Here is a 20,814-nt window from a genome sequence, read left to right as displayed (position 1 = left end):
GAGGAAGTGTGGAGATACGATGGAGGCAAGCACCTTATGGCCTGATCCACGCATGCACGCCTCCACCGCCCTCGCCGCCCTGGTCCTGATCGTGGAGGACGAGGCCGAGATCGCCGACATCCTCACTGCCTATCTTGAACGTGAGGGCCTGCGCACCCTGCGCGCCGGCGACGGCCACAGTGCACTGGACCTGCACCGCAACATGCGTCCGGACCTGGTCCTGCTGGATGTACAACTGCCGCGGCTGGACGGATGGAGCGTGCTGAGCCAGCTGCGCCAGCGCGGGGAAACGCCGGTGATCATGCTGACCGCACTCGACCAGGACCTGGACAAGCTGACCGCGCTGCGCATGGGCGCCGACGACTACGTGGTCAAGCCGTTCAACCCGGCCGAGGTGGCTGCGCGCGTGCGCGCGGTGCTGCGGCGGACGCTCAGATCCTCACGCGTGGATGCACCGGCGGCACTGCGCATCGGGCAGCTGCTGATCGATCCGGCAACCCATGCCGTGCATGTGGAAGGCGATGGCTACAGCCATGAAGTCCTGCTGACGCTGACCGAGTTCAAGCTGCTGCACTGCATGGCCCTGGCACCGACCCGCATCTTCAGCCGCAGCGAACTGATGCATGAATGCCTGCCTGAGAGTGAAGCGCTGGAGCGCACGGTCGACAGCCATGTCAGCAAGCTGCGCCGCAAGCTGGACGACGTGGGCATGGTCAACATCCCGGCCAGCGTGCGCGGCGTCGGTTACCGCCTGATGGCCGACCGCTGATGCGCCGGTCCGGGCTCAGCCGGCACATCGTCGTCTCGATGTCGCTGATGGTGATCGGTGTCATTGTGATGATGATCCTCTCGTCCTGGCTGCTGTATGCGGTGCTGGTCGAGTTTTCGCCGGCCAGTACGGTCGAGCCGGAAAGCTGGCTGCCCACCGGACCCGAACTGGCCTGGATGGTCGGTGTCATCCTGACCGGGCTGGCCCTTGCGATCGCCGCATCGTTCCGCCTCGCCCACCGTATCCTGTCCCCGTTGAATTCGCTGGTCGACAGCGTGCGCGCGCTGGCCAGCGGCGACCTGGGCGCACGCGCCAGCGCCGACGGCAACTCTCCCGGCGAGGTCGCCGCGCTGGTCGACGACTTCAACGCGATGGCGCGCCGCCTGCAGCACATGGAAAGCGAACGGATGATGTGGCACGCCGCCATCGCCCACGAACTGCGCACGCCGGTCACCATCCTGCGTGGTCGCCTGCAGGGCCTGGCCGAAGGCGTGTTCCACCCCGACGAATCGCAGTTCCGCAGCCTGCTGGCGCAGGTGGAAGGGCTGTCGCGGCTGATCGAGGATCTGCGCGTGCTGAGCCTGGCGGACAACGCCCGGCTGGACGTGCGCCGCGCCCGTACCGATGTGGTGGCCGAAGTGCACTCGGTGATGACCCTGGTCGATCCCCAGTTCCGCGCGGCCGGCTTCGTGCTGGAACTGGAGACCAGCCGCGAGGAGCACAACGCCCACTGCGATCCGACCCGCCTGCGGCAGGCGCTTCTTGCGTTGCTGGAGAACGCACGCCGCTACGCCAGCCCGGGCCGGGTGCGGATCGCCGTGCATGACACCCCGGGGCACGTGCAGGTTGCCATCGAGGATGAGGGCCCCGGCATCGATCCGGCACTGCACGCGGACATCTTCAGCCCCTTCATGCGCGCCGACGGTTCACGTTCGCGCCAGGGTGGTGGCAGCGGCCTGGGCCTGGCCGTGGTCAAGGCCATCGCCGATGCACATGGCGGAAAGGTCTACTGCGCGCCCGGTGGCAGCGGCGGCAGCCGCTTCGTCATCGAACTGCCGCGCCAGTAGGCGTCGCCTGCCGTCGCAGGCGCTCACCCAGCGCCACCAGGTTCGCGTCGATGTCATCGAGTTCCCCCCGCTGCGATGCCGGCAGCTGCTGCCGCAGCTGCATGCGCAGGGTTCGCCACGCCGGCACCGCCTGGGCGCTGGCCAGCGCAACGCGGTCGGCCAGCAGTACCTGCTCCTCAGGCAGCGGCAAGCCGTAGCCGCCGTCCGCCAGCAGCTCCCCGGGACGCAGCCACTGCCCGCTCAGGTCCAGCAGTTCGCGCAGACTGCGTGCTTCAGCGCTCTCCGGCGCCGCCAGCAGACTACGCTTCAGCACGTCACGCGCGCGCAGCTCCGCGCGTCGCTGCGCGGCCTGTTCCAGCAGCAGCAGTCCAGCACTTGCGCGCAGATCACCCTGCAGCAGCCAGGGGCCGCGCTCGCGCGCGGGCAGATTCAGCCATGCGCGCACGTCGCGCGCCGGCAAGGCGAGCTGGGTGGCAGCCACGGAAAAAAGCTGCTGGTAATGATCACGCGCGGAGGCGAAGTAATACCCCTGGGCCTGCGCACCCGCCCGATCCGCCAGTACCTGGTCGTCCAGAACATGCAGCCGTGCCAGCCGACGCCGCAGTCCCCGCGGGGTGAGCTGGGCGAGCCCGGCCTGGCCGAGCCGGGGCACGCCGGCCTGCAGCAGTTTCGCAGTCTCCACCGCGCAGTTGTTGCTGACGAAGTAGTAGCGTCCGTCATAGGTCCAATGCACCTGCGCGGTGCGTTCCAGCAGGCTGGCGATTTCTTCGCGCTGCAGGCGCAGGGGCAGCGACTGCAGGCCACGCAGCTCGACCTTGGTGTATTCATCCACCACCTGCTGCAGCGGCAGCACGAACAAGCGCGACGGATAGTCGCCGGTCAGGCCACGCCAGTTGGAAATCTGCACATCACCCACGAACGCGCGGAAGGACAGTACGCGGTGATGTTCGAGATCCAGTCGGCACGCCGGTCCCGGCGTCCGGCCCGGCCGGCAGATGACCAGCCGCAGCATGCTGTGGCCCCAGCGGCTCATCGGCTGCCGGCTGCCTTCAGCAAACAGGTAGTCCACCGCATAGACGCGCGCGGGATCCAGCTGCAGCAACGAGGCTGCCCCCTCCTCCGCTTCGGCCTGCAGCAATGGGAGGGTTGCCTCACAGTGCGGGCGTGGCAGCGATGGCGGCGTGCCGAAATGCGCCCGGTACCACTGCGCCAGGGCTGGACGGCGGCAGGCGAACGCACCATCGAGCACGAAATGCTCGGCATTCACTGCCAGGTACTCGGCCGCATCCGTCAGCTCGTAGGGATCCGGGCTGCGGTCACGGAAATCATTGTCACCGCGGCCCAGATGCCACGGCCTGCGCTGCCAGCCGGACAGATCGCGCCAGCGCGCGCTGCGCGACCAGCCTGCACCGTTGCGGTCGGCAACGTGGGCCAGTTCGTGCACCAGCGCGCTGCGTCGCGCGCGGCGGGCGCCAGGCACCTCCTCATCCAGCAGGTCGCGACGCATCGACACGCGTCCGCCAAAGGCCCGACCGTGCACATCGGCCGGCAGGGCCTCACTCCAGCGCACCTGCACCTGCGGCGGCAACGCGCGCAGCAGCCCCTCGGGCAGCAGCGACTGCACGTCGGCCAGGGTCTGCCGGGCCAGCCGTTGTTGTGTTGGGTCCAGGCCTGCGGGGTCCAGCTGCAGGCGGTCGGTCGCATGCGCCACCGGTATCGCCAGCCACGCCAATGCGATACCCCATCCTGCATGCAGGGCGCGCTTGTACAGCGCCGGGTCGCGCCCGGCATCTGCTGCTGCCCGCTTACGCTGGACGTTCAGCCGTGCATCGGCCGGCGCCACGGCAAGCGAAACCGCGGGCGGCATGCGGCCCGGATCAACGCGCCAGCAGGGCGCGCGCCAGTTCCAGATCGCTCTGCTGCTGCGCGGCAGCGTCCTGCTCGCGCAGATGGACCAGCGCGGCCTGCAGGCGCGCGCCACGGATCTGGCCGTCGCTGGCGACAAAGGCCGCGGCATCATCGCGCGCAGCGCGCACGACCTTGTCGTCACCCGAGCTGCTGCCCGACGAGCCGGACGATGCACCGGTTGCCGAACCGGCCGAGGTGCCGGCGAAGCTGGAAGCGAAGCCGGCCAGCGGCAGGGACAGCAGGGCAATCAGCAGGAACGGTCGGATCATCGGTCGCAGGCCGGTTGAAGGAATGGGTGGAGCGTAACGGGTGCGTGAAGGGTTTGCCCAGATCAGGCGTCGAACAGCTTGCCCGGGTTCAGCCGCCCTTCGGGATCGAACGCACGCTTGACCGCCTTCATCAACGCGATTTCCGCCGGTCCGCGCGTGCTGTCCAGGTAACCCTTCTTGACCAGGCCGATCCCATGTTCGGCCGAAATGCTGCCATCGAAACGCGCCAGCACCTGCGCCAGCAGCTTGGTCACCTGCTCGCACTGGGCAAGGAACTCGGCGTCGCTGGTGTCGTCCGGCTTCAGCACGTTGATGTGCAGGTTGCCGTCGCCGATATGGCCGAACCAGACCACATCGAAGTGTGGATAAGCCTGGCCGATCAGCGCCTGGGTCTCGGCCAGGAATGCCGGCATCGCCGAGATACGCACCGAGACGTCATTCTTGTAGGGCTTGTAGCGCGCCAGTGATTCGGTGATGCCCTCCCGCAGGCGCCACAGCTGGGCCGCCTGTGCGTCGCTGGCGCTGATCACGCCGTCGCTGACCCAGCCGTTGCCCATGCAGTCCTCGAAGGCCGCCATGGCCGCGGCTTCCTGTGCCTCGTCATTGGCAGCGAACTCGGTCACGACATAGTACGGATGCACTTCGTCGAACGGCGCCTGCGCACCATGTGCCAGCACGTGTTCCAGCGCCCGGTCGGTGAAGAACTCGAACGCCTGCAGCTGCAGGCGCGCACGAAAGGCGGCGAATACCTGCATCAGCACCTCGAAGCTGGGCAGCGCCAGCAGCATCACGTTGCTGGCCGGCGGGGGATCGGTCAGCTTCACCGTCGCCTCGACGATCACGCCCAGCGTGCCTTCTGAACCGATCAGCAGCTGGCGGAAGTCGTAGCCGCTGGAGTTCTTGATCAGGCCCTTGTTCAATTCCAGCAGTTCGCCGCTGGCAGTGACCACCTTCAACCCGGCGATCCATTCACGGGTGTTGCCGTACCGGATCACGCGGATGCCGCCGGCATTGGTGGCGATGTTGCCGCCGATCGAACACGATCCGCGCGCGGCGAAGTCGACCGGATAGATCAATCCATGCTCCAGCGCGGCGTTGTGCAGCGCTTCGAGCGGCATGCCGGCCTGTACCACCAGGGTCCGGTCGACCGCGTCGTAGGCCAGGGCCTTGTTCATCCGTTCCAGGCTCAGCACCAGTTCGCCGTGGGCGGCTACCGCGCCGCCGGACAGCCCGGTACGGCCGCCGGAGGGCACGACCGCAACCGCTTCGGCCGCGCTCCAGCGCATCACCGCCTGCACCTCCTCGACCGTGGCCGGCAGCGCGATCGCCAGCGGCGCCGGCGTCCAGCGCCGGGTCCAGTCGCGACCGTAATGCTCCAGGTCGGATGGGTCGGTTTTCAGCTTCAGGCCGGGACAGGCCTGCAGCAGCGAGGCAATGCGGGAATCGGTCATGTCGGTCCAGCGCGGTGCGTGACGAACGGGCAAGCGTGCCAGTGGCACGCGCCAGCGTCCAGCCCCGCAGTGCCGCACAGATAGCTACGGATGCAACCAATTGCGCACTGCACCATGGGCGGTCCGATCTGGCATAGTGGTCAGCCCCTGTCCCACTGGCCGTGTTGCCCCATGTCGCCGAAGAAGACCTCGTTCCCGAAGCAGGATATCCGCGTGCTGTTGCTGGAGGGGGTCAGCCAGACCGCCGTGGAGGTATTCAGCGCCGCCGGCTACAGCCAGATCGAGGCGCACACCAAGGCGCTGCCCGAGGACGAACTGAAGGCGCGCATCGCCGAGGCGCATATCGTCGGCATCCGTTCGCGCACCCAGCTCAGCGCCGAGGTGCTGGCCGAGGCCAAGCGCCTGATCGCGGTGGGCTGCTTCTGCATCGGCACCAACCAGGTCGATCTGGACGCGGCCGAGCTGGCCGGCATCCCGGTGTTCAACGCGCCCTATTCCAACACCCGCAGCGTGGCCGAACTGGTGATCGCCGAGGCGATCATGCTGACCCGTGGCATCCCGCAGAAGAACGCTGAATGCCACCGCGGCGGCTGGTCGAAGTCCGCCAGCGGCAGCCATGAGGTACGGGGCAAGACGCTGGGCATCATCGGCTACGGCCACATCGGCACCCAGGTCGGCGTGCTGGCCGAATCGCTGGGCATGCAGGTGATCTTCCACGACGTGGAAACCAAGCTGGCGCTGGGCAATGCGCGTGCCGCGGCCAGCCTGGACGACCTGCTGGCACGTGCCGACATCGTTACCCTGCACGTGCCGGAGACCCCGGCCACGCAGTGGATGATCGGCAGCACCGAGCTGGCGAAGATGCGCAAGGGCGCGCACCTGATCAATGCGGCGCGCGGCACCGTGGTCGACATCGATGCGCTGGACGCAGCGCTGGCCAGCGGCCATGTCGGTGGGGCTGCACTGGATGTGTTCCCGGTGGAGCCGAAGGGCAACGGCGACATCTTCGAATCACCACTGACCCGCCACGACAACGTGATCCTGACCCCGCATGTCGGCGGCAGCACGCTGGAAGCGCAGGACAACATCGGCGTGGAAGTCGCCGCCAAGCTGGTGCGCTACAGCGACAACGGCAGCACCCTGTCGGCGGTCAATTTCCCGGAAGTGACCCTGCCCGAACACGAAGACAGCCTGCGCCTGCTGCACATCCACCAGAACGTGCCGGGCGTGCTGTCCAAGGTCAACGAGATCTTCTCGCGCCACAACGTCAACATCGACGGCCAGTTCCTGCGCACGGACCCGAAGGTGGGTTACGTGGTGATCGACATCACCGCCAGCGAGGAGCAGGCCGCCGCGGTGCGCGAAGAACTGGCGGCCATTCCGGGCACGTTGCGCACCCGCATCCTGTATTGATTGAAGGTTCGCCGGGCACGGCCCGGCGCTACCCACGCGATCAAGGTTCGCCGGGCACGGCCCGGCGCTACCCACGCGATCACGGTAGCGCCGGGCGATGCCCGGCGGCCCGCGCATGAGGTGGACGTCCCCGTCAGCGCGCCAACCACCGGCGCGCCATGCGCTGCATCGATTCGTCCGATTCCGGATCGGCCGCGACTTCGGTCACCGGCCGCCAGGCCAGGTCCAGCGATTCCTCGCTGAGCACGAAGTCCTCGCCCCCCAGCGCCCGGATCACGAAGCGCACGTCGTAGTGCCAATGCCCCGGCACGTCCCCGCGTTCGGGGATCCAATGCTTGTCCAGGTCGAAGATCGCCGGATCGTCCAGCACCAGCCCGGACAGCCCCGACTCCTCCTCTGCCTCCTTCAGCGCCACCCGGGCCAGGTCGCGGTCGCCGTCGGCGTGGCCGCCCAGCTGCAGCCAGCGCTGCAGCTTGCGGTGGTGGGTCAGCAGCAGGCGCTGGCCATCGGCGCTGACCAGCCAGCAGCTGGCGGTGAAGTGGCCGGCCAACCGCTCGCGCCGGAACGGATCTTCCGGATCGTCCAGCAATGTGCCGAATTCGGCAGCCAGGGCGTCGTGGGCGGGCTCGAGGCGCGCATGGTCCCGCAGCAGACTGCGCAGGCGATCATCAAGCGCGGCAAGGGTTTCGGCGGTGTGGCTCATGAATGGGGGTGGTTCGGAAAAATACTGTTCATTATCGCCGCTCATTGTTGCGATTGCGCTTGTGCGTTGGCTTCAGCTTTGGCTAAGGTACAGCGGGCCGTTCGCGCGGCCTTCACCATTCAGGGCTGCCGGCAACGTATCGACGGCCCCCAAACCGATCATTAGGGAAGTACTGCATGCTGAAAGCTCTGTTGAGGGTCAAGCCGGTGCAACCGGCCGGGCACGTCGATGCCGGCGAACCCATCGAAGGCAGCCTGGACGGCGAAGCCACGCTGAAACGGACCCTCACGGCGAAACACCTGATCCTGCTTGGCGTAGGGGCGGTGATCGGTGCAGGCATCTTCGTACTGACCGGTCAGGCCGCGGCCAACCACGCCGGCCCGGCAGTGATGCTGTCGTTCGTCTTCGCCGGCATCGCATGTGCACTCGCCGGCCTGTGCTACGCCGAGTTCGCCGCGATGATGCCGGTATCGGGCAGCGCCTACTCCTACTCCTACGCCACGCTCGGCGAGGGCATGGCCTGGTTCATCGGCTGGTGTCTGGTACTGGAGTACCTGTTCGCCTCGGCCTCGGTCGCGGTGGGCTGGTCGGCCTACCTGATCAGTTTCATCACCACCACGCTGCACATGCCGTTCCCTGACGCACTCAGTGCGGCACCGATCGCATGGACCGGCAGCGAGTTCATCTCTTCCGGCAAGCTGTTCAACCTGCCGGCGGTCCTGATCGTCGCTGCGGTCTCGGGCCTGCTGTATGTCGGCGTGACCCAGTCGGCCTTCGTCAACGCCATCATCGTGGCCATCAAGGTCACCGTGATCTGCCTGTTCATCGGCTTCGGCGCCGCCCACATCGATCCGGCCAACTGGCAGCCCTTCATTCCGGAAAACACCGGCGTATCCGGCGAGTTCGGCTGGAGCGGCGTGTTCCGTGCCGCCACCATCGTGTTCTTCGCCTATATCGGCTTCGACGCGGTTTCCACCGCAGCCGGCGAAACCAAGGACCCGCAGCGCAACATGCCGATCGGCCTGCTCGGGTCGCTGGCCGTGTGCACCCTCGTCTACATCATCGTCTGCGCCGTGCTGACCGGCATGATGCCGTATCACCTGCTGGGCACCGACAAGCCCGTGGCCACCGCGCTGGAGCCCTATGCCAGCCTGTCCTGGCTGAAGACCGCAGTCGAGATCGGCGCCATCGCCGGCCTGTCCTCGGTGGTGCTGGTGATGATGATGGGCCAGACCCGCATCGCCTACACGATCTCCCGCGACGGCCTGCTGCCGAAGTTCTTCGGCAAGGTCCATGCCCGCTTCCGCACCCCGTACTGGGCCACGATCGTGGTCGGTGTGATCGCTGCGGCACTGGCCGGCCTGATGCCGCTGAACGTGCTGGGCGAACTGGTCTCGATGGGTACCCTGCTGGCGTTCGCGACCGTATGCATCGGCGTGCTGGTTCTGCGCTACACCCGTCCGGAGCTGCATCGTCCGTTCCGCGTCCCGGTGGTGTGGATCATCTGCCCGCTGGGCGCGGCGGCCTGCCTGTTCCTGTTCTGGCAGGCCTTCGTGGTGCACTGGCATCTGTTCGTCGGCTGGACCGTGCTGGGCCTGCTGATCTACTTCGGCTACGGCATGCGCAACAGCAAGCTGGCCAAGTCCGCCTGAACCTGCGGGCCGGCCCTGCGCCGGCCCGTCTGCTCCTGCCAGTGTTTCCGCCCGCGCGCCCACCCGGCGCGCATCGACAAGATCCCCACACATGTTCAAGCAACTCTGGGCCACCAAGCACCCGCATGCCGCCCATGAAGACGCCAATGGCCTGAGCCTGCGCCGCCACCTCGGACCCTGGGGGTTGACCGCCCTGGGCATCGGCGCAGTGATCGGCGGCGGCATCTTCGTCATCACCGGGCAGGCCGCAGCCAACCATGCCGGCCCGGCCATCATGCTGTCCTTCGTGCTGGCCGCCATCTGCTGCGCGTTCTGCGCCATGGCCTACGCCGAGTTCGCCTCGATGGTGCCGGTCTCGGGCAGCGCCTATACCTACACCTATGCCACCTTCGGCGAGCTCTCGGCCTGGTTCATCGGCTGGATGCTGGTGCTGGAGTACGGCGTGTCCGCCTCGGCAGTGGCGGTCAGCTGGACCGGCTACTTCCTCAGCCTGCTCAGTCACTTCGACATCCACCTGCCGGCCGCGCTGGTGAGCGCACCGCTGGACGGGCAGCTGCGCCCGACCGGCGCGATCGCCAACCTGCCCGCGGCCATCCTGGTGCTGCTGCTGACCTGGCTGTGCTACGTGGGCATCAGCAAGTCCTCGGCCATGAACATGGCCATGGTGGTGCTCAAGACCGGCCTGATCGTGCTGGTGATCGTGGTTGGCTGGAAGTACGTCGATCCGGCCAACTGGACCCCGTTCATTCCGGAGAACCAGGGGCCCGGCAAGTACGGCATGGAGGGCGTGCTGCGTGGCGCTGCCATGGTGTTCTTCGCCTATATCGGTTTCGAGGCGGTCTCGGTGGCGGCACAGGAGTCACACCGTCCGCAGCGCGACATGCCGATCGGCATGATGCTCTCGCTGGTGGTCTGCACGGTGCTGTACATCGCCATGGCGGCCGTCATGACCGGCCTGGTACCGTACACCCTGCTCGGCACCGATGAGCCGGTGGTCACCGCCGTCGCGGCGCATCCCCAGCTGGGCTGGCTGCGGGTGGTGGTGGAAATCGGGGCACTGGTCGGCCTTTCTTCGGTCGTACTGGTGATGGTGATCGCGCAGCCGCGCATCTTCATGATCATGGGTCGCGATGGCCTGCTGCCGCCCGTGTTCACCCGGATCCATCCGAAGTACCGCACTCCGCATATCAATACGGTCATCACCGGAATCGGCATCGCCCTGCTGGCTGCGCTGTTCCCGCTGGATGTGCTCGGCGAACTGACCTCGATGGGCACGCTGATCGCCTTCGCGGCGGTGTGTGCGGGCGTGCTGATCCTGCGCCGCACCCAACCGGACCTGCCGCGCCCGTTCCGCATGCCGATGGCGTGGCTGATCTGCAGCCTGGGCGTGCTCAGCTGCCTGGCGCTGCTGTCGGCGATGACCATGCACAACTGGATGCTGATGGGCGTGTGGACGTTCTTCGGGTTCGTGATCTATTTCTGCTACGGCTTCCGGCACAGCCGCCTGCGGGTGAAGTAAGGGGTTCTGCATTGCAGGGCCTGCGGCCCTGCACCCGCCGTTGAAGCCGGAGCAACGGCAACGGCAACAGCAACAGCGGGGCCGAGGGTTTGGCGGGACGGGTTGGGTTCGCGGGGGACGCCGTGAATCCATCCCTGGAGGCTTGGCCGCGGCATCCATGCCGCGGACACCCCCGCGAACCCAACCCGCCCCACCTCCGGCAGTCTCCCGGCGCGTCTGGTTGGTCCACGTCTTGCGTGGATGAATTCGTCCAGGGAATGAATTTTCACAGGTCGATGAATCCTCTGTAGAGCGGAGCCATGCTCCGCTCCGAGCAAGCGCAGCGAAGCGACCCGCTTTTCGCTTTTCCTTCTTCACTCCGTGGCTGACGCGCACGGAACCTGTCCGTGGCCGGGCGGGTGGGTTGTGCAGGGGTGTCCGCGGCATGGATGCCGCGGCCAAGCCCCCAAGGATGGGTTTACGGCGTCCCCTGCACAGCCCACCCGCCCGGCCAAAGCAAGAAATCCCGCCCGGCGAGACAGCCACGAGGGGCTCAGCCGTTGGCCGAATCCAGTAAAATCGCCCGCATGAACGCCGCCCCCCTCCCCTACGACACCGCGCGCCTGAGCGAGCTCGCCCAGCTGCTGATCGACAACGTCCGCGAACTGGCCCAGGCCGGCTGGACCCCGGCCACCAGCAGCAACTTCTCCCATCGCCTCGACGACCGCCATGCGGCAATCACCGTCTCCGGCAAGGACAAGGGGCGGCTGATCGAGGACGACATCATGGTCGTGGACTTCGATGGCCAGGCCGTCGGCCGACCGCTGCGCCCGTCCGCCGAGACGCTGCTGCACACGCAGCTGTACCGGCGTTTCCCGGAAGTCGGCTGCGTCCTGCACACGCATTCGCCGGTGCAGACCGTCGCCTCGCGCCTGTATGCACCGCAGGGGCACATCCGCCTGGAAGGCTATGAGCTGCTGAAAGCCTTTGCCGGCAACAGCACGCACGAGATGGCCATCGACGTTCCGGTGTTCGCCAACACCCAGGACATGAACGTGCTGTCGGCCCAGGTCGAGGATCTGCTGGACCGCCAGACGCTGTGGGGCTACCTGATCGATGGCCACGGCCTGTACGCCTGGGGCCGCGACATGGCCGAAGCGCGCCGCCACCTTGAGGCATTCGAGTTCCTGCTGCACTGCGAACTGGAACTGCGCAGGCTGCGTGGCTGAGCAGATTCCAAACCGCAATCTGCGCCCGCCCGCCACCCTGCTACCCTGTCCTCCCCCCGAGACGTTCAAGCTGCCGCCATGAGCCGACTGCGCATCTACGACGACACCCGCCCCGAATCCCCGCTGCTGGACAGCCAGGACGGCGCCATCATCGCTGCCGAGCTGCAGAAGATCGGCGTGACCTTCGAGCGCTGGCAGGCCACCGCACCGGTCGCGCCGGGCGCCAGCCAGGACGAGGTGTTCGCCGCTTACCGCGCCGACATCGATCGCCTGGTCGCCGAACGCGGCTTCAAGAGCGTGGATGTGGCGTCGATCGCGCCGGACAACCCCAACCGCGCCGAGCTGCGCAGGAAGTTCCTCGACGAGCACTTCCACAAGGAAGACGAAGTGCGCTTCTTCGTTGCCGGCTCGGGGCTGTTCACCCTGCACGTGGGTGACAAGGTCTACGAGATCGAATGCGTGAAAGATGACCTGATCGCCGTGCCCGATGGCACCACGCACTGGTTCGACATGGGCGAGGAGCCGAGTTTCGTGGCCATCCGCTTCTTCACCGAGCCGGATGGCTGGGTCGGCCACTTCACCGGCACCGACATCGCGCAGAAATTCCCCCGTTACGTTCCGACCCAGGCATCCTGATCCATGCAGCCCCGCGTCATCCTGACCGACATCGAAGGCACCACCAGCAGCATCTCGTTCGTCAAGAACGTGCTGTTCCCCTATGCGCGCCAGGCCCTGCCCGGCTTCGTGGCCGAGCATGGCCAGCGACCGGACGTGCGCCGCTGGCTGGATACGGTGGCCAGCGAAATCGGCGGCGCCTGCCAGGACAGCGTGGTCGCCGAGACCCTGCAGGGCTGGATCGACCAGGACCGCAAGCACACGGCGCTGAAGGCGCTGCAGGGCCTGATCTGGGACGCCGGCTATCGCCGTGGCGACTACACCGCGCACTTCTATCCGGAAGTGGCGCCGGTGCTGAAGGGATGGCATGCCTCGGGCCTGCCGCTGTACGTCTACTCCTCCGGTTCGGTGCCGGCGCAGAAGCTGTTTTTCGGTTTCAGCGACGCGGGCGATCTCAGCCCGCTGGTGTCAGGCTGGTTCGACACCGAGATCGGCGGCAAGCGTGAGGCCGACAGTTACCGCCGCATCGTCCAGTCCATCGGCGTGCCGGCAGGCGAGATCCTGTTCCTGTCCGACGTGGTGGAAGAGCTTGATGCCGCGCGCGAGGCGGGTCTGCAGACCCGCCTGCTGGACCGTCTGGACGACTACCCGATGCCGCGCGTCGGCGACGCCGCCCACGGTCACGAGCGGGTCGAGAACTTCCAGCAGATCCAGCTGTAACACGATCCCTTTCTGGTCGCTGCCAACCCGGGTTGGCACCGGCCCAGGCCAGGTACCGCCGACGGCGCAGCCTCAACGATCGTTGAGGCTGCGCACCTCCAGCGCCTCGCGCAGCGTGGCCAGATCCACCGGGCCGCGCACGTTGATGTCGCGGCTCTCGCCCGGCAGCAGATCGAGCAGGTTGTCCTCCAGTTGCACCTCCAGGGCACCGAAGTCCACCCATGCCGCGCGCACGAATGCGCTGCTCTGCAGCCGCAGCCGGTAGTGGTCCCCCTCGATGTCCAGCGTGGCCCTGAGCGCCTGGCGGGGCAGCACCTGATCCTTGGCCTCGACGAATCCCACGACCTGACGCGCAGTCGTCTTCCTTCCCTGCAGCACCTCGAACACGGCAATCGTGCGCTTCGGATCGGCACCCGCCAGCAGTTCGGCATCACTGAAATCGCCGACCGCCGTCACGCCCGCGGCCGCCAGGGTCACCGCCTGTTCGCGACGACGTAGCACTTTGCCGTCGACATCCATCACCCGCAGCCGCCAGCGCGCCTCGCCGGCGTCGCCATCGTTGAGCAGACGCACGCGTGTCGTGCCCTCGTCACGCAGCGCCGCCACGGCAACGGGAGCGAAGAAGCGCCGCGCCTGGTAGTGCAGCGCCTTCCAGCGCCCGAAGTAGTCCACACTCGACCAGGACGCACCTGGCCATACGTCATTGAGCTGCCAGTAGAGCGAGCCCATCGTGTAGGGGCGTGAGGCGCGATGGTGCAGCGCTGCCAGAGCGATGCCATCGGCCTGCATCACCTGGCTGAGATACACGAAGTCCCCGAAATCCTTCGGCGTACCGTAACCCCGCTCGATATAGTGCAGCAAACGGCTGTTGCCCTCGCCCGCCATGAATTTCTGGTGCGCGCGAATCACCGGGCTGTCGATCCGCTGCTCGGCGCGGGTTGCGATCTGGTCCACCGTCGCCACGGCCGGCCACGCCTGCAGGCCGTACTCGGACATGAAGCGCGGCGTCTCGCGCAGATAGGCCTGCACCGGCAATGCCGGATTGCCCCACACCTGCCAGTAGTGCTTGTCGCCACGGGTGGAATCATTGGCCTTCTCGTCGAGGTCGTTGCTGGGCGAACTGGACCAGTACGGCACCCCCAGCCCCTCTTCGCGGACCACCGCACGCAGGTCATTGCCGAACAGGTCCACATAGCCCTGCCAGACCTTTGCTGCGAAGACCGGATCTGCGGCCTTCAGGTCGCGGCCATGGCCCCAGTCCTTCCACGCGGTTTCCTCTTCGTTGTTGCCACACCACAACACGATGCTGGGGTGATGGCGCAGGCGGCGCACGTTGTCGCGCGCTTCGGCAACCACGCTGGCGCGGAATGCCGGGTCGTAGCCGGGCTGCATGCCGCCGCCGAACATGAAGTCCTGCCAGACCAGCAGGCCCAGTTCATCGGCAATATCGAAGAACACATCGTTTTCGTAGTAGCCGCCGCCCCAGTTGCGCAGCATGTTCATGTTGGCGTCGCGCGCGGCGGTCAGCACCTGGCGCACGCGCGCGGGATCCACATGGGCCGGGAACGCGTCGAAGGGAATCACGTTCGCGCCCTTGGCGAAGACCGGCACGCCGTTGATGACGAATGCGAAGCCCTGTCCGCCATCAGCGTCCTTGTCGCGGCGCAGTTCGACCGTGCGCAGGCCGATGCGCTGCTCGCGCGCGAGCGACCCGCTGTCGCCGCCGTCCAGGCGGACCGCCACCACGTAGCGATCCTGTGCCCCGTAGCCGACCGGCCACCAGCGGCGCGGCTGGGCAAGCGCCACCGGCAGCTCCACCGTATTCGCTCCCGGGGCCACTGCAACGTGCCGCTGCACCCGCGCGACACTGCGCATCTGCGGATCGAACACCTCCACATCGACGGCCGCGGTACCCGCGGCAGCGTCCTGTTCCACCTGCAGCACTACCGCAAGCTTCGCCTGCTGCGCGTCCAGCATGTCGGTGCGTACGGCCACATCGCCGAGGCGTCGCTCCCCCCAGGACTCCAGGTCGATGCCACGCCAGACCCCGGCGGTGACATAGCGCGGACCCCAGTCCCAGCCGAAATGGTAGGCCGGCTTGCGCGCGAAATTACCGACCATCGCATCCTTCGGCTCGTCACCGTAGGGCGACGGATAATTGCCAGCGATCCTGTGCGGCATCGCCTGGACAGCGGGCAGCAGCCTGCGGATCGGCGAACGGAACACGATCTGCAGCGTGTTGCCCGTCGCCTTCAGGCGGCCATCCACGCGCACGCGCCAGCTGCGGTGAGCGTTGTCGGCGCGCAGCAGCGGCCTGCCGTTGAGGGTGACTTCCGCGTACGTATCCAGACCGTCAAAGCGCAGTTCCGCGTTCGGCCTGGCCAGGGTCGCGGCGTCCACATCGAAGCGTGCACGGTATTCCCATGCCGCCAGGCCGATCCACTGCAGCTCGGCCTCGGCGGCGCCGACGTAAGGATCACGGATCAGTTCATGCGCCAGCAGGTCGGTGTGGATGCTGCCCGGCACCTGCGCGCTGCGCCAATGCTGCAGGCCGGGATGCGCCGCGCCCTGCGCGTCGCCCGGCAGCATGCGGAACTCCCAGCTTGCCTGTAACGGAGCGGCCGCTGCCGGGAATACGAGAGTGGCAATCCACAACAGGGCCAGAGAGGCGAATGGGCAAACGGCACGGAAAGGGCGATGCACGGGCGGGACTCCTGTTGTGTCCGCCGGGCATGGCCCGGCGCTACCGATCATGCTTCCGCCGGGCATGGCCCGGCGCTACCGATCATGCTTCGCCGGGCATGGCCCGGCGCTACCGATCATGCTCAACGCACGACGTTCAGCACTTCGTAGCAGGCACCCATGGTGTGGTAATCCACCTTGCCTGCGGGGCTCTTTTCATCGCTGTACTTGCGGTTGTCTGCATCGAGAATGCGGAACCAGGCGCCGTAGCGGTGATCGACGAAGTGCTCCCAGGAATAGGCCCAGATGCGGTCGTACCACTGCCAGTAGCGGTCATCACCGGTGCGCGCAGCCATCAGCGCAGCGGTTGCCAGGGTTTCGGCCTGTACCCAGAAGTACTTGTCGTCGTCGCAGACGAAGCTGTCGCCGCCGATCGGCGCGCCGTCCATGCCCGGCTGCCGCCGTGACTCCGGCGCGAAACCGTAGTACAGGCCACCACGGGCCTCGTCCCAGCTGCGCTCCACGGCCACGTCGAACAGATGACGCGCCGTCGGCACCAGCCAGTCGGCCTGCACGTGCCGATCCAGGATCAGCAGCAGTTTGGCCCACTCCGTCTGGTGGCCCGGCTGGAAACCCCAGGGACGGAACAGATGCTTGGGGTCGTCCAGGTTGTAGTTCCAGTCGATCTCCCAGTTGGAATCGTAGTGCTCCCATACCAGGCCACCGGCCTTGGCTGCCTGGCGACGGGTCATGTTGTCGGCCAGCTGCAGGGCACGTTCCACATAGCGCAGTTCGCCACTGGCCTCGAACGCAGCCAGCATGGCCTCGCACATGTGCATGTTGGCGTTCTGTCCACGGTAACCGGTGAAGTTCCACTGGCCGTCCGCCTCGTCCCGGTACAGACCGTGCTGCGGCTCCCAGAAGCGCGCCTCCAGCAGCTGCCAGGTCTCATCCATCCACGCGCGGGCCTGCTCGATGCCGGCCTTCAACGCGCAGCTGTAGGCCAGCAGGACGAACGCCACGCCATAGCAGTGATTCATGTCGTCCTCGACCTGGCCATCGCGCAGGGTCCAGGCATAGCCACCGGTGGCCGGATTGCGGTGCACCTCACGCAGATAGCGCACGCCATGCTCGACGGCCTCGCGGTACTCGGCCTTGCCGAACTCGCGATAGGCCATCGCGTAGTTGAAGACGAAACGGGTGCTGCTTACCAGATGGCGATGGCTGGCATCGTAGACGCTGCCGTCGTCACGGAAATAATGGAAGAAACCACCGGCCGGATCGATGCAGCGCGGATGATAGAACGCCAGGGTATCGGCGATATGCGCGCGCAGGAACGCGGGCGAACGGAAGTCGGGCGAGGTGCTCATGCGGTAATGTCCTGTGCCTGCAGCAGCTGCTGCACTTCGTCGAGCGAGGGCATCGCGGCGAACGCGCCCTTGCGGGTAACGGCCAGCGCGCCGACCGCGGCACCGAAGCGCAGCGTGGCGTCGATGGCCTGCGGGTCCTGGCAGAACGCGCTGAATCCCGCGCCTGCGCCACCCCGCTCCAGCAGTCCCACCAGCACGCCTCCCACGAAGGCATCACCGGCTGCGGTGGTATCGACAGCGGCGACCTGGAAGCTGGTCACCGTGCCCTGCGCCTGGCGGGTGTACCAGTGCAGCGTGGCCGCACCATCGGTCACGATCACCCAGCGCGCCTGCGCAGCCAGCAGACGCTGCAGCACCGCGTCGTCGCCGCCGTCGCCCAGGGGCGCCGCCAGGTAGTCCAGTTCTTCGCGCGACAGCTTGACCAGGTCCGCGCGTTCGAGCGCCTGCCACAGGCGAGGCGACGGATCGACATCGGCCGGCCACAGCGCCGGCCGCAGGTTGAGGTCGAGACTGACCACAGCCCCGGCAGCGCGCGCGCGCTCCATGCCCGCGAAGGTTGCGTCCGCGATGGCCGCCTCGGTCAGGCTGTTGGAGCAGACGTGGAAGCACTGCGCACTGTCGAAGCAGGCGGCCTGGAAATCACTGTCGCGGAACAGCAGATCGGCCGCCGGCGGACGGTAGAAGCTGAAGCTGCGCTCCCCCTCTGCATCGAGAGCGACGAACGCCAGCGCGGTCTTGGCGGCATCGGTGCGGACGATGTAGTCGGTACCGACACCGTGCTCGGCCAGGCTTTCGGCCAGGAAGTCGCCGAACATGTCGCGGCCCAGCATGCCGACGAACTGGGTCTTCGCGCCCAGCCGCGCGGCAGCCACCGCGACGTTGGCCGGTGCCCCGCCGGCGTATTGCAGGAACGCGCGCGGCGTGTCCGCATTGGCCGGCGGCTGCGCCAGTAGATCGATCAAAATTTCGCCGAAGCAGACAATCGCACCCATTCCGGACTCAGCCTCCCTGCGTTGCGGAGGCCGGCGTACGTGCGCCGACCAGTCCGTAGAAAATGATGTAGACGTAGCACAGCAGCGGCAGGATGAAGCTGGCCTGCACCCCGATGTGGTCAGCCAGCACGCCCTGCAGGTACGGCACCACGGCGCCGCCGACGATGGCCATGATCAGCAGGCTCGAGCCCTTGTTGGTCAGCGGCCCCAGGCGCTCGATGCTGAGCGCGAAGATGGTGGGGAACATGATCGAGTTGAACAGGCCGATCGCCACCACCGAGTACAGCGCGACGCTGCCGGCGCTGGCCATGGTCAGCGCCAGCAGTCCGACGTTGACCAGTGCGAAGATCGCCAGCAGGCGGCTCGGCGAGAAGCGAGCCAGCAGCGCCGAGCCGGCAAAGCGGCCGACCATCGCCATCGTCCAGTAGGCGGAAACGTAGTGTGTGGCCTCCTGCTCGCTGAATCCGCCGATGTCCGGCATCGACAGGTAGTTCACCAGGAAGCTGCCGATCGACACTTCCGCACCAACATAGAAGAAGATGCCAAGCACGCCCAGCAGCAGATGACGCTGGCGCAGCGCATCCAGATAGCTGTGGTGATGCCCCTGGTCGGCCTGTTCGGTCGCATCGCTCAGCGCCGGCAGGCGGAACAGGAACACGAACAACGCCAGCAGCACCAGCGCCACCGCCAGGCCCACATACGGGCCCTGCACGGCCTGCGCCTCGGCAGCACGATAGGCCAGCTGTTCGGCGGCCGGCATCGCCGCCATTTCATCGGCGCTCTTGACCGTATTGGAAAGAATCAGCATGCCGCCGAAGATCGGCGCGATCGCCGTACCCAGCGAATTCAACGCCTGCGCCAGGGTCAGCCGGCTGGAGCTGGTCTGCTCCGGGCCCAGCAGCGCCACATAGGGATTGGCCGCCACCTGCAGCACGGTGATGCCGGTGGCGAGCACGAACAATGCACCCAGGAAAGCGCCGTAGATCCGCAGTTCGGCCGCCGGCCAGAAGCCCAGCGCACCCACACCTGCAATCAGCAGGCCGGCCACGATGCCCTTCTTGTAGCCGAGAGCCGCGACCAGGCGGCCAGCGGGCAGCGACATCAGGAAGTACGTACCGAAGAAGGTGAACTGCACCAGCATCGCCCGCGCGTAGTTCAGCTCGAACACCGCCTTCAGGTGTGGAATCAGGATGTCGTTGAGGCAGGTCAGGAAGCCCCACATGAAGAAGATGGTGGTCACCACGGCCAGGGCCTTGCCGTTGGTGACGGCCGGTGCGTTGCCCGGGGAACCCGACGGACGGGGCGTTGCTGAGATCGGCATGCGGAACGCGCCTCGTTGCGCGGAATCGTTGTTGCGTGGAAGGAGTAACGGCAGTGAAATCAGGTCGGCCGGGCGGCACTGCTTTCGCGGATCCGCAGCTGCACCGGAGCCACCGTGCGCCGTGGCGGCGCATCCGGTTCGTCCAGGCGCTGCAGCAGCAGTGCCGCCGCCTGCCGGCCACGCTCGCGCGGGTCGGCGGTCAGCGTCGTCAACGGTGGCACCGCCACCGAAGCCTCGGAAATATCGTCGAAGCCGGTGACAGCGAAATCGCCGCCCGGCCGGATGCCGCGCGAGTTCAGGCCCAGCATCAGCCCCAGCGCGACGGTGTCGTTGTAGCAGACCGCTGCGCTCGGCCGATGGCCATCGGCGAACAGTTCGTCGGTGCGTGCAGCCGCCTCCAGCCGGTTCGGCGCCGATTCGATCATCCAGCCGGGTGGCAGCGACAGTCCAGCCTCAGCCAGCGCCTGCTGGAAGCCGGCACGGCGCTGGTGGCAGGAACTGGACGCCGCGTGGCCGCCGAAGAAGGCGATATGGCGATGGCCGCGCTCGATCAGGTGGCGGGTGGCCAGATAGGCCCCATGCTGGTTGTCCAGCGTCAGGAAGTCCCAATCGGCCCCGTCCAGCTCACGGTTGAACAGCAGGACGTTGGCATTGGCTCCCAGTGCCTGGCGCAGCTGCGTGGCATCGCTGCCTTCGGCCGGCGACAGGATCAGCCCCGCCGGGGTGTGTTCCATCAGCGTGGACAGCACCGCCTGCTGGCGTTCCGGCGATTCGCCGGTGCTGCCCAGCAGGGTCACGTAGCCACGCCCACCCAGCGCCTCGTCGACGCCGGAGGCGAATTCGGCGAAGAATGGATTGGACAGGTCGTTGATCACCAGTGCGATGCTGGAGGACGTGCGCCGCCGCAGGTTGGCTGCTGCGCGGTTGTAGACATAGCGCTGGCGCCGCAGCTCGGCCTCGACCTTGGCCCGGGTATCGACGTTGACCAGCGGGCTGCCGCGCAGCACCAGCGACACGGTCGCCCGCGATACGCCGATGGCGCGCGCGATGTCGGTCACCGTCACTGCCTTGCCGGCGCGTTTGCTGGAAGTGCTGCTGCCGTTGTCGTTCATCGTATTCCCGGGCTCCGCTGAGGGCTCAAGCCTAATGGATCGC

At 67.1% G+C, this 20,814-nt stretch carries 17 protein-coding genes; 8 read left to right on the top strand and 9 right to left on the bottom strand.

What is annotated here, in order from left to right:
- The first annotated feature begins 52 nt into the window (after positions 1–52).
- Together ACZLIF_RS09570 and ACZLIF_RS09565 are read left to right on the top strand one after the other, a co-directional pair.
- Entirely contained in the window at positions 53–769 is a 717-nt protein-coding gene (locus ACZLIF_RS09570) for a response regulator (RefSeq protein WP_180876004.1), read from the top strand.
- Entirely contained in the window at positions 769–1,836 is a 1,068-nt protein-coding gene (locus ACZLIF_RS09565; RefSeq protein ID WP_053519504.1) for an ATP-binding protein, read from the top strand. The genes ACZLIF_RS09570 and ACZLIF_RS09565 overlap by 1 nt, the downstream gene beginning before the upstream one ends.
- On the opposite strand, the gene ACZLIF_RS09560 is transcribed toward ACZLIF_RS09565, so the two are convergent.
- From ACZLIF_RS09560 to ACZLIF_RS09550, 3 genes are all read right to left on the bottom strand, one after another.
- On the bottom strand, positions 1,814–3,703 hold the full coding sequence (locus ACZLIF_RS09560) for a DUF7844 domain-containing protein (protein ID WP_128988698.1): 1,890 nt from the start codon (positions 3,701–3,703) through the stop codon (positions 1,814–1,816). The genes ACZLIF_RS09565 and ACZLIF_RS09560 overlap by 23 nt on opposite strands.
- Positions 3,704–3,713: 10 nt before the next feature.
- Positions 3,714–4,013 (bottom strand): DUF2388 domain-containing protein, encoded by a 300-nt coding sequence (locus ACZLIF_RS09555; RefSeq protein WP_053519503.1) that lies wholly within the window; start codon positions 4,011–4,013, stop codon positions 3,714–3,716.
- A gap of 62 nt (positions 4,014–4,075) precedes the next feature.
- Positions 4,076–5,464, bottom strand: a complete 1,389-nt coding sequence (locus ACZLIF_RS09550; RefSeq protein WP_053519502.1) for an FAD-binding oxidoreductase — start codon at positions 5,462–5,464, stop codon at positions 4,076–4,078.
- Between the two features lie 171 nt (positions 5,465–5,635).
- Here ACZLIF_RS09550 and serA point away from each other — a divergent pair, with 171 nt between their 5' ends.
- Positions 5,636–6,877 carry a phosphoglycerate dehydrogenase gene (gene serA / locus ACZLIF_RS09545; protein WP_053519501.1) on the top strand — a complete coding sequence of 414 codons (1,242 nt, stop codon included), beginning with the start codon at positions 5,636–5,638 and terminating at the stop codon, positions 6,875–6,877.
- 133 nt (positions 6,878–7,010) lie between these two features.
- Here the strand turns inward: serA and ACZLIF_RS09540 are convergent, their stop codons facing one another.
- Positions 7,011–7,625 carry an NUDIX hydrolase gene (locus ACZLIF_RS09540; RefSeq protein ID WP_081279755.1) on the bottom strand — a complete coding sequence of 205 codons (615 nt, stop codon included), beginning with the start codon at positions 7,623–7,625 and terminating at the stop codon, positions 7,011–7,013.
- Positions 7,626–7,756: 131 nt separating this feature from the next.
- Between ACZLIF_RS09540 and ACZLIF_RS09535 the strand changes: the two genes are divergently transcribed.
- The 5 genes from ACZLIF_RS09535 to mtnC all read left to right on the top strand — a co-directional run bounded on the left by ACZLIF_RS09535 (position 7,757) and on the right by mtnC (position 13,294).
- Positions 7,757–9,232 (top strand): amino acid permease, encoded by a 1,476-nt coding sequence (locus ACZLIF_RS09535; RefSeq protein WP_053519499.1) that lies wholly within the window; start codon positions 7,757–7,759, stop codon positions 9,230–9,232.
- 91 nt (positions 9,233–9,323) lie between these two features.
- Positions 9,324–10,751 carry an amino acid permease gene (locus ACZLIF_RS09530; RefSeq protein ID WP_053519498.1) on the top strand — a complete coding sequence of 476 codons (1,428 nt, stop codon included), beginning with the start codon at positions 9,324–9,326 and terminating at the stop codon, positions 10,749–10,751.
- A gap of 566 nt (positions 10,752–11,317) precedes the next feature.
- Positions 11,318–11,959, top strand: a complete 642-nt coding sequence (locus ACZLIF_RS09525) for a methylthioribulose 1-phosphate dehydratase (RefSeq protein WP_053516701.1) — start codon at positions 11,318–11,320, stop codon at positions 11,957–11,959.
- A gap of 78 nt (positions 11,960–12,037) precedes the next feature.
- A complete protein-coding gene (locus ACZLIF_RS09520) occupies positions 12,038–12,595 on the top strand; it encodes a 1,2-dihydroxy-3-keto-5-methylthiopentene dioxygenase (RefSeq protein WP_053516703.1) in 558 nt (185 codons plus the stop codon).
- A gap of 3 nt (positions 12,596–12,598) precedes the next feature.
- Positions 12,599–13,294, top strand: coding sequence for an acireductone synthase (mtnC, locus tag ACZLIF_RS09515; protein WP_053516704.1), 696 nt, complete (start codon positions 12,599–12,601; stop codon positions 13,292–13,294).
- A 72-nt stretch (positions 13,295–13,366) separates the two neighbouring features.
- On the opposite strand, the gene ACZLIF_RS09510 is transcribed toward mtnC, so the two are convergent.
- Genes ACZLIF_RS09510 through ACZLIF_RS09490 form a run of 5 tightly spaced genes read right to left on the bottom strand, consistent with a single transcriptional unit; the run spans position 13,367 to position 20,771 of the window.
- Positions 13,367–16,063, bottom strand: coding sequence for a beta-mannosidase (locus ACZLIF_RS09510; protein ID WP_478462573.1), 2,697 nt, complete (start codon positions 16,061–16,063; stop codon positions 13,367–13,369).
- A 56-nt stretch (positions 16,064–16,119) separates the two neighbouring features.
- Complete coding sequence (locus tag ACZLIF_RS09505) at positions 16,120–17,346, bottom strand: AGE family epimerase/isomerase (protein ID WP_128988680.1); 1,227 nt, start codon at positions 17,344–17,346, stop codon at positions 16,120–16,122.
- Positions 17,343–18,338 (bottom strand): carbohydrate kinase family protein, encoded by a 996-nt coding sequence (locus ACZLIF_RS09500; RefSeq protein WP_128988678.1) that lies wholly within the window; start codon positions 18,336–18,338, stop codon positions 17,343–17,345. The genes ACZLIF_RS09505 and ACZLIF_RS09500 overlap by 4 nt, the downstream gene beginning before the upstream one ends.
- A gap of 7 nt (positions 18,339–18,345) precedes the next feature.
- Entirely contained in the window at positions 18,346–19,659 is a 1,314-nt protein-coding gene (gene fucP, locus ACZLIF_RS09495; protein ID WP_053516708.1) for an L-fucose:H+ symporter permease, read from the bottom strand.
- Between the two features lie 59 nt (positions 19,660–19,718).
- Entirely contained in the window at positions 19,719–20,771 is a 1,053-nt protein-coding gene (locus ACZLIF_RS09490; protein ID WP_053516709.1) for a LacI family DNA-binding transcriptional regulator, read from the bottom strand.
- Positions 20,772–20,814: the final 43 nt, after the last annotated feature.

The organism is Stenotrophomonas sp. 2201_Sma, assembly GCF_056486685.1.
The sequence above is the reverse complement of the archived record's forward strand: the minus strand, read 5'-3'. Positions and strand labels throughout refer to the sequence as shown.